Below are 14,499 nucleotides of genomic sequence, written 5' to 3' on the forward strand. Positions count from 1 at the left end.
GCTTGCAACTGAACTGTGCGATAGTTCCGTTGATTGTCACACGTCCCATGATAGGGACAATTCCGTTTCTCTCCTTGCTTCCGTTTACATAGAAGACTGTCTTGAATGTACTTCTCATAATTCCTTGCTTTTTGTTCTGTGCAAAATTAAATCATGAGAGTTGCATGGCAAATTCACAACCTGTGCAGAATTGAGAAGTAAAAACCGAAGCCGTTAAAAATGCTTATTAGAGCGTTTCTTTGAGGTAATGACTTGAAAGCGTTTCTACTTCTCAAATCCGCCATTTTCGCATTTCCTCACGAATGCCACAAAAAGCCAACGACTGCCACAACCACTTGAAACTCAAAACAAAAGCTCAAATCTGCTATTTTTTGCTTTTTTAGTCATTCTTTTTAAGTAAAAAACATCGCTTGATATGTAGATTTCAGAGAAAATGTTTGCAGATTCCCAATAAAAAACTTATATTTGCAGCAACAAATCCCACCACGCCTCTCAACGATGCGTACCACGGTGGGACTTCGCTTTTTATATTAGTATATGTATCCTTGCTTAAACTGTTTTCAGCATATCCGAATGTAGATTTGCATGCCATGGGATTTCCAAACGGTTGGCAGGATGAGCCTTTATGGAAAATGCCTTTCACCCCGATTTAAACACACATATTGATTATTATAGCTGGAAGATAGCAAGCAAAGGCTGGAAGATAGGCTGGAAGATATTTCGTTTCCAAGCCTATCTCCCAGCCTTTATCATGCTCATAATGTGCAGCTTACGGCATTTCTGGAAGATATGGTAGATTTTTTCGCCTACTCTATAGTGTAGGCCGTTCCTTCGCACTTGTGCTTACACTCTCCACACGTCTGCCGTTTATCTTTTTGCCGAAGTTAAAGTTCCAGCTTAGGTTATAGGCTATTCTGAATTCAGAATATCTGTTGCGTCGCTCCATGCGCCAACCGTCTCCTGACGTTGTCGTCACCACTTTGTTACACAAAGCCCTGTAGCCCGTAAGGTCCATGTTAAGATGATTCTTGCAGAACGAGGCGTATGCTCCTAAGCTAAGAACGTAATTTCCAGATTTCTTTACGTTTACAGACTTGCTCGGAGCTTTATAATCGAACCTCAATTTCAGCCCCGTGTTGTTTGTCAGACGAGCATAGCTGTGCACACTCAGAAAAGCCGTAGCCGCATTAAAACGCTCGTTTGGTGTATGCGTATTCTTGTACTCACCGACCAGCATGGCATTTACAGTCCATATTCTGAACGGATTCACACGATAGCTGAGCACCAAGCTGTGTACGTTCTCGTGTCCTGCATTTTCCGGACAGGTATAATATACCGTCGGATCGGTTGAGTCCTGATGCATGAACACACTCACGAAGTTGGTACGATGGGAGAAGCCGTAATTAATGCTGAGATGGGGGTTGGCAGAATATGCCAATTCGAAGATATACAGCTTCTCGACATCAAGGTCGGGGTTGCCTTTGTTGTACAGTTTGTCGTTCTGATACACTACGACAGGCGAATAGTAGCCGTAGTTAGGGTAAGAGAATGTGTATATCGCCGACATGTTCAGATAGCGCTGCTTTTCCTGATTGAACGGAATGTAACCCGACACGCTGCCATATAGTCCGTTGCTGACATTCGCAATACGTGCACCGGCAAGATGGTCATCGTAGCCCAGTTTGTAATGGTCGAAGTTCATCTCCGCCTTCAGATAATACTTGCCAGCTATAGTGTTCTCATACTCCACCATTCCGTGCGTCTGCGCCACGGAGAGCCTGTTGTCAGTGTCGTCCATAAACTTAACAGTGTTTCCACCAAGGTTTTTATAGCTGTTCAGTTCCGATATCCTATTATAGTTCACGCCCGCCTTCAGCGAATGACTCCTGCCGATAGCGTATGTAAGTATTGTGCTGATGTCGGCATTGTATCTGCCATTGTCGATGTCCATCAACTGTACGCCGGACGAGAAGGCTTCGTACTTACGGTCTTCCTTGAAATGCGATTCGGAGTAAGAACCCTTCACCGACACCTTGCTCACACCGTCCTTCTTCAATCCCTTCACCATCTTCACGCTTACTCCGTTGCCGTAGTTGGAGTCATGCCCATGCTCGTTGAACAACGCAACATCCCCCGTGTTCAGAAGTTTGCCGCTTTCTTTATGCGTAGAATACGAGGCATTGACATCAATATGGTCGTATGGCGTGAAGCTATAACGCATATTCAAGTCGTTTTGCAGCGAACGCTTCAGCTTTTGACGCGATTCTGCCTTTTGATGTGTTTCGTGGTCGGCATAGAAGACATCCTGTTTGATTCCGTCCCTCCAGAATCCGTTTGTGTTACTGAAGTTGTTGAGCAGACTGAATTTGCCCAACGAAAGCAGAGCGTTTGCGGTCTCCGTCAACGCCCAACTCTCATCCATACAATACCATGACGAAAGCCCTACTGACCCTAACAGACCAGGTTCATTGCGCAAGACCACACGCAGAAGCGGCGGCTTAACGCCACCACTCACATACTCCGACGGAGCCTGCTGTTCAAGTTCTATACGCTCTATCATTGAAGTCGGTATCTCTTTAAGCTGCTTGTAGCTTATCACACGGTCGTTGAGCGCAATTATCACTCCCTGCTTGCCGAACACACGTATATCGTCAGATATGGATATGCCACGAATAGTGCTCAAAAAGTTCTCTGTTGAGCTGACCTTTGCCAGCGGATTACCCTTCACTTGCACCACATAACCGCCCTTATGGTTCATCTTTGTGTATTTAGCATTAACGAGCACCTCATTAAGCATGTGCGCAGACTCCTTCAATACGAATGACGGAAGTATGGTGTCATTACCGACCATGACTGTCCTTGACTCGGTTTCATAGCCTACACAAGACACCTCCATATTATACTTGCCCTTGATAATATCCTCAAGCCGAAACACACCATTCTGGTCTGTCGCAGTGCTGTATGTCTGCGTGCTGTCTGCAGCCGACCGCAGCCGGACCGTAGCCCATGCCACACGTTCGCCATTTGCATCTCCATCGAACACCTCACCGCCGACAAACACTTTCACAGTATCTGTCTGCGCAGAAACATCAAGACTATACGACATCAGCGCAAACACAAAAAGGTTAATTAGATTTGGTATTCTCATAAGCATAAATAATTTTGTTCGCTGCAAATGTAACACAATTAGCCCGACATTCATTAAAAAACGACTTTTATTGCTTAACAAAAAAGTTCACAATACTTCACAAAACTTCATTAAATTAATAGTTTGATAGATTATAACATGTTCTATATCAGCGTCTTAATATATTCGTCGAAATCCTTAGCAGAGCCTTTCGATTTTGTCAGTTTTTCATACATCCTTTTGCGTGCATTAGATACATTCGGCAAAGAACTGTCTGTAAGCACTGCTATTTCGGACGGCTTAAAACCTAACCTGACAAGGATCATCACATCAAATTCGAATGGGCTAACTACAGATTTCAAAGCAAAAGTCTGCGGATAGAACTCCTCTATGTATAGTTTCAGTTGATTCCACTCTTTTCTCGTAGCGGCTCTCGGAGTCTTGTCAACGATATGCCAGAGTAAGCTGATTATAGAGCCGTTCTGATCGTCTGTACCATCGGACGAATCGGCAGACGAACGTCCTTTTCCTTGAAGCTTTGCAACCAATTCTTTCTTCTCTTCGATAAGAGCATTTATCTTTGATTGCTGTTTAGACATCAATATGTCGAGGTCTTTCTTTCCTTGTTCGAGTGCAAGAAGGTTGTTTCTTTTTGATTCGTTCTCTGCCTCCAACTGTTGTATCTGTAGCATTCTTCGTATGCGCTCCATTGATTTCTTGTGTATTTCTCTCAAAAAAAGCAACGCCAACACAGACAACAACACGAGGAATGAGAGCACAACCGTTTTTAATCGTGTTGTGGCTTCTGCCTCCTTGCTTTTAGCCACAAGCGCCTCTGTTTCCTTACTGCTATAGTTGTATGCCGCTTGCATCTGCTGCATTCTCAACGTAGACAGTTCGACATAGGCAGAATCGTTTTCACGGCGAGCAAGCTCAGAGTATTTAGCTACGGAATCGGACAAGCCCAGCTTCTTGTAAGTTTGCGCAAGTCCTCGCAGAAACGCTTCTCTGTATTCGTGGTCGTCGGTAGAGCGCATGCCTTTCCGATAATAACCCAAAGCACCTGACACATCCGATTTAGCCAAAAGATAATTGGCTTTGTCGTTATAGTATTTTTCAAGTCCACTAACTACATTGCCCAGACTATCCACATCTCCAGAATGCTCTTCGTAAGAGCGTAATATACGACCCACCTCTTCCACCTTGCCTCTTCCGAGCAGAGTAGACACATTGGGTACAAGAACCTTTGAAGCTTCTCGCACAAAACCGTTTTTCAGATATTCATCATGCAGCCACTCTCTCAACTTACACGCCTCGTCTCGCCGATTTTGCAAATAAAGCACATTAGCTATCTGCTCTTTTGAGAGCAACACACCAAGCGTATCCTTATCTTTACAAGCAAAACGTACAGCCAGAGAGTAGGCAACGCCTGCCTCGTTGAAAGCAAGTTGGCTCAACAACACGTCGCCCATCTGTCCATACACACGATTGAGGAAAGCGTTATTTTTATTGCCGTCTGTTGTGTCAGCCAACGCAACCGCCTTCTGATAATCGGCCAACGCCTCTGGGTAATTGTCAAGGTCGCGATAAACGCTTCCAAGCACATAATAGGCGGACATTTGCTCTTCAACGCTGCCGTTGTCGTCGAAATACTCCACCACTTTACGTGCCAGAGAATCAGAAGCGAACGGCTCACCGACAGAATTCTGAGCCCTTAAACGATATAGAGTAAGAAGCATACGATTATGTTGCGACATATCATTGTGGCATGACATAAAACTATCTATAGCAATAATGGCTTCAGCAGGATTCTGCTGATATAGGGTATCAATATGCGACAGAAACGCATTTGCACGACGATTGCTTCCACACGAAACGATACAAGCAAGTGTCAACAATAATATAAAGGGCTTCATTTTTTCATGCATCAGAACGTTGCACACATTATATATATACACAACATATTTGTAGTTCTTCATAATTCTTAATATTTAGATTCGTCTGCAAAGATACGACTTCTTTGGAATAGCGCAAGTTTTGCCCTCTATTTTCTTCTAAATAAGCATTGATAGCGCAGCCAAAGGACTATTTACAATAAAAACCTCGTTTTATTCGTCAATTTTATGTAAGTTTGTATTTTCAATTAAACTACGATCTGATTATAAAAGCAAAAGGAGGGACGATTATGGAGACTTCGTATATTGATTTGATAATGCGGCTCTCGCTCGCTCTTGTTCTTGGCGGAGCGATAGGTCTTGAGCGCGAGTATAGAGCGAAGGAGGCGGGCTTCCGCACCCATTTTCTTGTGGCGTTGGGCAGCGCACTGTTCTGCGTCGTGTCGCAGTTCGGTTTCGGCTTCGACCTGAAGGACTCATCGCGTGTGGCGGCGCAGGTGGTGTCGGGCATCGGCTTCCTCGGAGCCGGAACCATCATCTTTCAGAAGAACGTGGTGCGCGGACTCACTACGGCAGCAGGACTTTGGGTTACGGCGGCGATAGGTCTGGCTTGCGGCACAGGCATGTACGTTGCAGCGACGCTGGCTACGGCGATGGTGCTGCTTGGCTTGGAGGTGATAAACGCCATGATTCCGCAGCTCGGCACCACAAGTGTAGAGGTGTCGTTCTCGGCTACGTCGATAGAGAGCGTGCGGCAGGTGATAGCAAGCATGCGATACGACGGAATGGACGTGCAGACCTATCAGATTAAGGAGCGCCGCACATCGCAGGGCGAGTTCATCGAGGCGGATATACAGCTGAAGGTGAAGCGCGGCACTACCGACACACTGCGCGTCATCGAATACATGGACAAGTTTACGGACGTAACGATTTCGGCTGTAGAAGGATAAACAAAAAAGGCTGAGTTCCAATGCGGAACTCAGCCTTTTTGCTATTGTATTTCTAAGCCTATCTAAGCCTATCTAAGTCTATCTAAGCCTTCTTAAGCTTAGAATTTTTATGCGATTTCTTTACTCAAGACCCTTGCCGTGGCAGTTCTTGAACTTTTTGCCGCTTCCGCAAGGACACGGGTCGTTGCGTCCCGGGAGCTTGTCCTTAACCAGCGGAGTGTGGTTCTCTTCGATGTTCTCGCGGGTGTCGTGGTTAGCGGCAGCCTGCTGTGCAGGGTCGTTGAGTTCGGCCTTTTGCTCGGTATACTGCTGACGCTGTGTACGTTCCTCGGGAGCTGCCTCGCGCACCTCCTGCTGCTGTTGCATTTCAGGAATCTGTCCGCGTGTGAGGATAGAAGCGATGCGGTTGTTCATGTCGTTCACCATCGAGTCGAAGAGCTTAGCACTCTCGAGCTTGAAGATGAGCAACGGGTCCTTCTGCTCGTAAGAAGCGTTCTGCACGCTGTGGCGCAACTCGTCGAGCTGGCGGAGGTTCTCCTTCCAGCAGTCGTCGATGATGTGGAGCATTATGACGCGCTCGAACTGCTTAACAACGTCGCGACCCTCGGTGCGGTAAGCCTCCTTAAGGTTGCACGGAATGTTGTAGACGCGCTTGCCGTCGGTGATAGGCACCATGATGCGCTCGTAGATAGCACCCTGGTTCTCCTCAACCTCCTTGATGATAGGCCAAGCAACGCTCTCGATGCGGTCGGTCTTGCGCTTGAAGGTAGCCATTGCGCTCTGGAAAGCACGCTCCTCAAGCTCGTCGTGGCGTACGTTCTCGAAGTCCTCCTCGCTGAACGGACACTCCATAGCCAGAACCTTGAGGAAGTCCTCGCGGCATCCGGCGTAGTCGTTTGTCTCGATGATGTTCACTACGCGGTCCCAGATGACGTTGGTGATGTCCATGCCGATACGCTCGCCCATGAGTGCGTGGCGGCGCTTCTCGTAGATTACGGTGCGCTGCTTGTTCATCACGTCGTCGTATTCGAGCAGGTGCTTACGTATACCGAAGTTGTTCTCCTCAACCTTCTTCTGTGCGCGCTCGATGCTCTTAGAGATCATCGGGTTCTCGATACGGTCGCCCTCCTTGAAGCCGAGACGGTCCATGAGGCTTGCGATGCGCTCTGAAGCGAACAGACGCATGAGCTTGTCCTCGAGCGATACGTAGAACACTGAGCTACCCGGGTCGCCCTGACGACCTGCACGACCACGCAACTGGCGGTCGACGCGGCGGCTCTCGTGGCGTTCTGTACCGATGATGGCAAGACCGCCTGCCTCCTTAACCTCCTTGGTGAGCTTGATGTCGGTACCACGACCTGCCATGTTGGTAGCAATGGTAACGGCGCCGAGCATGCGCTCCTCGAAGTGCTTGCTGCCGTCTTCTTCTGTGATCTCTACCATGCCCTTTGTGCTGCGACCAGCCTCTGCCACGATGTCTGCCTCCTTCTTGTGGAGCTTGGCGTTGAGCACCTGGTGAGGAATCTTGCGCATGTTGAGCATCTTAGAGATAAGCTCAGAGAACTCTACCGATGTGGTACCTACGAGCACCGGGCGACCGCTGTTGCGCATCTCTACGATTTCGTCGATAACGGCTGCATACTTCTCGCGGTTGGTCTTGTATACACGGTCGTCGAGGTCCTTGCGGAGCACCGGACGGTTTGTAGGAATCTCTACAACGTCGAGCTTGTAGATGTCCCAGAACTCGCCTGCCTCAGTAGAAGCAGTACCGGTCATACCAGCGAGCTTGTGGTACATACGGAAGTAGTTCTGCAGTGTGATGGTAGCGAATGTCTGTGTGGCTGCCTCCACCTTTACGTGCTCCTTAGCCTCTACAGCCTGGTGGAGTCCGTCGCTCCAGCGGCGGCCTTCCATAATACGGCCTGTCTGCTCGTCGACAATCTTCACCTCGCCGTCCATAACAACGTACTCGTCGTTCTTGTTGAACATGGTGTAAGCCTTCAGCAACTGCTGCAGGGTATGTACACGCTCCGACTGTACGGCGTAGTGGTTGAGCATGGCGTCTTTCTTGTCGAGGCGCTCCTGCTCGCTGAGGTCTTTCTCGTTCTCAAGAGCCGAGAGCTCTGAAGTGATGTCGGGCAGCACGAAGAGCTCGTTGTCGTTCACCTGTGCTGCAAGCCATGCTGTACCCTTATCGGTAAGGTCGCAGCTGTTAAGCTTCTCGTCTACAACGAAGTAGAGCGGCTCTACAGCCTCCGGCATGTGGCGGTTGTTGTTCTCCATGTAGTACTCCTCGGTCTTGAGCATACCTGCCTTGATACCCTCCTCAGAGAGGTACTTGATAAGCGGCTTGTTCTTCGGGAGAGCCTTGTGAGAACGGTATAATGCGAGGAATCCTTCCTCAATCTTCTTCTGGTCCTTGTTGGCAGTACCCTCGCTGATGAGCTGCTTTGCCTCAGCAAGATACTGTGTGGCGAGCTTGCGCTGAACGTCTACGAGGCGCTCTACAAGCGGCTGATACTCCTCGAACATCTGGTCGTCGCCCTTGGCGATAGGGCCGGAGATGATAAGCGGAGTACGTGCGTCGTCGATAAGCACAGAGTCGACCTCATCGACAATGGCGTAGTTGTGCTTGCGCTGCACGAGGTCGGCAGGCGAGATAGCCATGTTGTCGCGAAGGTAGTCGAAACCGAACTCGTTGTTCGTACCGAATGTGATGTCTGCCATGTAAGCCTTGCGGCGCTCAGGCGAGTTGGGACGGTGCTTGTCGATACAGTCGACAGAGAGTCCGTTGAACATATAGAGCGGGCCCATCCACTCAGAGTCGCGTTTTGCGAGGTAGTCGTTGACGGTTACGACGTGAACGCCGTTGCCGGTAAGAGCGTTGAGGAATACAGGGAGTGTAGACACGAGAGTCTTACCCTCACCGGTAGCCATCTCCGCAATCTTGCCCTGGTGCAGTACGATACCGCCGAAGAGCTGTACGTCGTAGTGAACCATTTCCCACTTCAGGTCGTTGCCACCTGCTGTCCAGTGGTTGTGATAGATAGCCTTGTCGCCGTCGATGGTTACGAAGTCGTTCTTCGGGTTGGCAGCGAGCTCGCGGTCGAAGTCGGTAGCTGTTACTACTGTCTCCTCGTTCTCTGCGAAACGGCGTGCTGTGTCTTTCACGATGCTGAAAGCTACCGGCATCACTTCGTTGAGTGCCTTCTCGTAGATTTCGAGCACTTCCTTCTCCAACTTGTCGATAGCGTTGAAGATGCTTTCGCGCTCGTCAATAGGTGTGTCCTCAATCTTAGCCTTGAGCTCGGCAATCTTTGCCTTCTGCTCGTTGGCAGAGTCCTGAACGTACTTTTGCAGTTCTTTGGTGCGTGCGCGCAATTCGTCGTTGCTCAGCGCCTTGATCTCTGGATATGCTTCCTTCACTTTATCTACGAGTGGCTGGATAAGCTTCATGTCCTTTGATGACTTGTTGCCAAACAATGACTGTAAAAATTTGTTGAAATTCATTGTATATTATTTTTATTTTTTCCTTAAATACTTATTCGGGTGTAAAATTACAAAAAAAAATCCATATATCGCCATTAATATATGTGTAAGTTGGTTTTTATTGCAATGGCGCAACCGAACAGGCATTAGGCGCACGTATACGAATAGCCTTGGCAACAGTAGGCGCAATGCGGTCTACGGTGGCCGGTGTATTGATGTGCTCTGCCTTTATTCCGCTTCCGTACAGGATGATGGGGAAGGGTACAAAGGCGGCACGCGAAAAGTAGTTCTCGTTAGTGTCTTCGTTTATGATTTTCCAGCCTGGGGCAGTCTCGATGAAGAGGTCGCCCGACACAGCCGGACTGTATGGACTTGTCGTAACACTGCGCACGCCAGACATTTGCACGAGCAGCTCCTTCGAACGTGTGATGACGTCGGTGTAGCTGAGGTGGCGCTGCTCGAGCAGCTTGTGGTCGAGATATATCTGGTTGTGGAAACTTGCTTCTACGTACTTCGCCTGACCGTAGATGGCGCCGAGGTACATGTTGAGCAGGTTGCATGTGCGGTTTATGTAGAATGTGCCCGAAGGAATGCGGAAACGCTCGTAGTCGGGCTGCTGGTCTTCGGTATATCCGGTGCTTGTGAGTACGAAAAGCACGTTGTCGCGGCCCACTTTGTCCTCAATGCGCTTCACGAGCGAGGCTAAAGTGCGGTCGAGCTTCAGATATACTATCTCCATTTCTGTCTGCCAGTGGGTGACATCGGTGCATTTTGCTGACAAGGTGACAGACAGCATGTCGGTAACATTGTCGCGTCCGAGCTGCAAGTCGTTGATGCAAGCCACCGAAAGGTCGGCAACAGCGTCGTTGTCGCCGTTGGTACGCTTCTGCGAGATGCTGTTGTATGCACGCACGAATCCCTGCGCGCCTTTAGAGTAATATGTAGAGGTGGTCCACTGTCCGGTCTTCTCGTTCAGCCAGAACGCTCCGTCGGCTGCATGACCTGCCGAGATTACGGCGGCGTCCTTCTCCATAGCGGTCGAGTAGACGAGGGCGGCGCCCTTGGTGAATATCTTCAGCTCGTCGCTTACTGTGGTGGTGGCAATCTTCTGCGGCGACACGTTGTATGTCTCGTCGTCTGTGCAGAATACCGGGCGTAACGTGTTGCGGTCGAGCCATTTAGTGCCTACGATGTTGTTGTAGTGAGGAGTAGCGCCGGTAGCGATAGTGGCTATTGCCGAAGCGCGGTCTACGGGCGAGAATGGGTAGTTGGCAGCCTCATAGACACAGCCATTCTGCAGCAGTTTGCGGAAGCCTTCCTCGCCGTAAAGCGGAGAGAAATGCTCTATATAGTCGGTGCGCAGCTGGTCGATGGTGATGTTCACAACAAGGCACGGCGCAGACTGCAAAGTCTGTGCTTGCAGCTCCGTGCCAGCAAGTGCCGCCAACATCATTATCGTCGATATGTATTTGTTCATATTCGTGTCTTATGCCTTATGCTTGGGCTGTCTGTCGCCCTTATTATTAAATGTATATATGTTCAATATGTTTCTTAATAGCAAAGATAGTGCCACAATTGTCACGCCTTCTGCATACGACTGCAGAAAACTGCCCAAAAGCAGCAGAATTATCATTGCGCTCCATGTTTTTGTCCACCAGTGTATGCGGTTTCGGCGTGCCGCCTTTGCTACGCTGTACAGCATGAAGAGGTTGAGCGGGTTGAGCAGAAGTATCTGCAGATTGAGGCTTACCGTAGGATGTTGCGAGAAAATCATGGCGAACATTATCAGTCCGCATGCGCCGGTGAGGAGCATTGCTACTGCATCGAACGCCCAAACAAGGCGCTTGCGGCGGCGTTCTATTGCTGCCACTACCAGTGTGAGCAGTGCGAAAGCGCCGAGGCAGACCATCGGAGAGAGAATATCAAATGCGCTCAGACTTGCCTGTTCGGCATTGATATCCTTAGCTGCCGGTTCCAGCACCCAGAACGAGCGGCTCACGAGCTTGCGCTTTGTACCGTCGGTGTTCACGATCACTGCGTGTTCGAAGTCGTCCGACAGACGCTCGGGCAGAAACTGCTGCTGTTCGAACGTTGTCTTGCGGTCGGCTTTTACGCCGAGAAGCAGGTCGTTGCCGAAGCGTGCCCAGCGGTGCTCCTCGTTGTAGAGGTGTATCAACTCGCGGAACGGCGGGTACTGTGCAGAGGTGTTGAGGTGTTGAGGTGTTGAGGCTTCATAAACGACCTTGCCGCTCAGGTTGTTCACGATAATGTCGCGGGCACGTGTCGTGCAGTTGTCGTAGAAGAAGTTGTAGCGGTACACGCGGTTCTGCGGTTCGTAGTTGCGGTCGATGGCTTGTGCTATCGCCATCTTCTCCTGCGCAGTCAGGTTGAGCACCTGCTGTCTTACGCCGCATCCCGTGCTTCCGTACTCCCAGCTGAACATCTCGAAGGTGTTGATGCCAATCTCGTAGTCGGTGAGTCCGAACACGAAGCGCAGCACAAAGTAGGGCTTATCGAACGAGAACATGCCATAGTTGACGACGAGGTCTCTGCCGCTCTGCTTGTCAAGAAAGCGTATAGCGGTATGTCCGTACATGCTGTACACCTGCTGGCGCGGTCCGCATGTCAGCAGACTTATCTCTATTGAGTCGGCTTGTTGAGTCGGCTTGTTGTCCTGTGAAGAAGCTGTGATAGGGGAGAAAAAACACAGCAAAATCGCTAATGATATGTATTTAAATAACCTTTCAAATAGTTTCATGGTGCAAAAATAACTTTAATTTCTCACTTTTCTGCCATTATCTCGTTTTTTTTCGATAATTTTGCAAGCATTATCCTACAAAGGGTTATAAAAACACCTCTATATACATATTATATATAATAGCATTTCTAAAATCTAATTAGATAAAATAAATGAGGAAAGCACTCACAACAGTCCTCTTTGCTGCGGTTTCTTTGGTTGCTGCGGCTCAAAGCGGCACTAATTCACCCTATAGTCAGTATGGTTTGGGCACGCTCGGCGAGCAGTCGGGTGGCTTCAATCGTGGCATGAACGGACTCGGCATCGGTTTCAACGAGCACAACCAGGTTAATAGCCTTAACCCTGCGTCGTATGCAACCATCGACTCGCTGTCGTTCATCTTCGACGCTGGCATATCGGGTCAGATCACAAACTATAGCGAGAGTGGCGTGAAGGTGAACGCCAAGAACGCCAACTTCGAGTATGTTATTGCCGGTTTCCGCCTTGCAAAGCGTCTCGGCTTGAGCTTCGGCTTGTTGCCGTTCAGCAACATCGGCTATTCATATTCTAACACTAAGGCGCTCAACAGCACCGACGGAAGCACATCTGTAGTGAAAGCCACCAATACATATTCGGGTACGGGCGGCTTGCACCAGGTTTACTTAGGTTTGGGCTGGAGTCCGTTCAAGGGCTTCGCTATCGGTGTTAATGCTGCATATCTCTGGGGCGACTACAGTCGCTCGGTTGTCAACTCTTACACCGATGCGTATGCCAACACGCTTTCCAAGTACTACACAGCCGAGGTGCACAACTATAAGCTCGACTTCGGTATGCAGTATACTCAGAAGATTACGAAGAACGACGCCATCACTTTGGGCGTAACCTACGGACTTGGTCACAAACTCAGTTCAGACCCGAAGTGTCAGATTATATCGACCAATGCGCAGACAGCAGTTGCCGACACAGCTACATACTCTATCGGCAACGGTTTGGAGTTGCCTCACAGCTACGGCGTAGGTCTTATGTGGAACCACGCAAACCGCTGGCGTGTAGGTGCCGACTACACACTGCAGAAGTGGTCGTCGGTGGCTTATCCTAAGTTCGACACCTCTACAAACAGCTACGAACTGGTAAGCGGACAGTTTGCCGACCGTCATAAGATGACTGTAGGCGGCGAGTTCTGTCCCGACGAGCGTAGCCGCAGCTTCTTCAAGCGTGTTCACTACCGCATGGGTGCATCGTATGCTACCGATTATCTGAAGATAAAGGGTCAGAACGGACCTAAGGAGTACAGCGTGAGCGCTGGTTTCGGCATTCCTATCGTAAACGGCTACAACAACCGCTCGCTGCTTAATATCTCGGCACAGTGGGTGCGTCAGGACTCGAAGACATTCGTCACAGAGAACTCGTTCCGCATCAATATCGGTCTGACGTTCAACGAACGTTGGTTCGCCAAGTGGAAGATGGAGTAACAGAAAACAATTCTATTCTGAATAAGCGTTGAGACTATCCAAGTACATAGTAATCATTATGTTGTGCATCGTGGCGCTTGCTTCTTGCGAAGAGCAGAAGGAGCACACGGCGCCAGCCATACACGACCGCGACTCGGTGTCAATGATGACGAGTTACGGCGTCAACACCCTAATCTCTGACTCGGGTGTCATAAAATATCGCATCGTGACGGAGCGTTGGGAGGTGAACACCGTGCGCAACCCGTCGCGCTGGATCTTCGAGAAGGGCGTGTTCTTCGAGCAGTTCGATGAGAAGTTCCATGTGCAGTCGTACATACAGGCAGATACAGCTTACTATTACGACCAGAAGAAGCTGTGGGAGTTGCGCAGCCGTGTGAGTGTGCTCACCAAGGACGGACTGAAGTTCAACAGCGAGCAGCTCTTTTGGGACGAAGCGGCTCACGAACTCTATTCGAACAAGCCCTCTAAGCTCGTCACTCCTGAAAGAACGCTTGAGGGAGCTTATTTCCGTAGCGACGAGCGCATGACCAACTATTACGTTTCGAATACATCTGGTTCGTTCGAGAAGGGACAGCTCTCAAGCGATGGTGACACAATAACTACCGCCCCCGACACTGTAAAGGCTGCTATGCGTCAGCAAATTAAGCCGCAGCGCCGACTGCGGGATCGGTAAAGGTGAGATGGTGTTATGTTGAGATGGTGAGATTTGTATCTCCTTGTCAACTTGTTGGCAGAATTTCATCTTTACCTCCTCAGCATCAACTCCTCAGCATCACAACCCTCAACCCCTCAGAATCACACCCCCTCAACACCCCAAATATATAAGAAC

8 protein-coding genes and 1 pseudogene are annotated in these 14,499 nt (G+C 49.4%); 3 read left to right on the forward strand and 6 right to left on the reverse strand.

Annotated features, from left to right (window positions below; genetic code table 11):
- From KTQ90_RS01325 to KTQ90_RS01335, 3 genes and pseudogenes are all read right to left on the reverse strand, one after another.
- Window positions 1–121, reverse strand: a pseudogene (locus tag KTQ90_RS01325) (site-specific integrase); the annotation flags it as partial.
- Window positions 122–811: 690 nt separating this feature from the next.
- The gene (locus tag KTQ90_RS01330) at window positions 812–3,148 is read right to left on the reverse strand and encodes a TonB-dependent receptor (RefSeq protein ID WP_217316930.1); all 2,337 of its coding nucleotides are present in this window, start codon (window positions 3,146–3,148) and stop codon (window positions 812–814) included.
- A gap of 143 nt (window positions 3,149–3,291) precedes the next feature.
- Window positions 3,292–5,106, reverse strand: coding sequence for a tetratricopeptide repeat protein (locus KTQ90_RS01335; RefSeq protein WP_217316931.1), 1,815 nt, complete (start codon window positions 5,104–5,106; stop codon window positions 3,292–3,294).
- A 206-nt stretch (window positions 5,107–5,312) separates the two neighbouring features.
- Here KTQ90_RS01335 and KTQ90_RS01340 point away from each other — a divergent pair, with 206 nt between their 5' ends.
- Window positions 5,313–5,972, forward strand: coding sequence for an MgtC/SapB family protein (locus KTQ90_RS01340; protein ID WP_022157876.1), 660 nt, complete (start codon window positions 5,313–5,315; stop codon window positions 5,970–5,972).
- A gap of 120 nt (window positions 5,973–6,092) precedes the next feature.
- Here KTQ90_RS01340 and secA read toward each other — a convergent pair whose 3' ends face one another.
- From secA to KTQ90_RS01355, 3 genes are all read right to left on the reverse strand, one after another.
- Window positions 6,093–9,482, reverse strand: coding sequence for a preprotein translocase subunit SecA (secA, locus tag KTQ90_RS01345; protein ID WP_022157875.1), 3,390 nt, complete (start codon window positions 9,480–9,482; stop codon window positions 6,093–6,095).
- Window positions 9,483–9,579: 97 nt separating this feature from the next.
- Complete coding sequence (locus tag KTQ90_RS01350; protein ID WP_217316932.1) at window positions 9,580–10,938, reverse strand: alkaline phosphatase family protein; 1,359 nt, start codon at window positions 10,936–10,938, stop codon at window positions 9,580–9,582.
- A 9-nt stretch (window positions 10,939–10,947) separates the two neighbouring features.
- Complete coding sequence (locus tag KTQ90_RS01355; RefSeq protein ID WP_254359360.1) at window positions 10,948–12,174, reverse strand: Lnb N-terminal periplasmic domain-containing protein; 1,227 nt, start codon at window positions 12,172–12,174, stop codon at window positions 10,948–10,950.
- A gap of 197 nt (window positions 12,175–12,371) precedes the next feature.
- Here KTQ90_RS01355 and bamG point away from each other — a divergent pair, with 197 nt between their 5' ends.
- On the forward strand, window positions 12,372–13,670 hold the full coding sequence (gene bamG / locus KTQ90_RS01360; RefSeq protein ID WP_217316934.1) for a BamG family beta-barrel-assembly machinery protein: 1,299 nt from the start codon (window positions 12,372–12,374) through the stop codon (window positions 13,668–13,670).
- A 58-nt stretch (window positions 13,671–13,728) separates the two neighbouring features.
- Window positions 13,729–14,343, forward strand: coding sequence for an LptA/OstA family protein (locus KTQ90_RS01365; protein ID WP_217316935.1), 615 nt, complete (start codon window positions 13,729–13,731; stop codon window positions 14,341–14,343).
- Window positions 14,344–14,499 lie beyond the last annotated feature (156 nt).

It is taken from the genome of Leyella stercorea (genome assembly GCF_019052365.1).
GTDB lineage: Bacteria > Bacteroidota > Bacteroidia > Bacteroidales > Bacteroidaceae > Prevotella.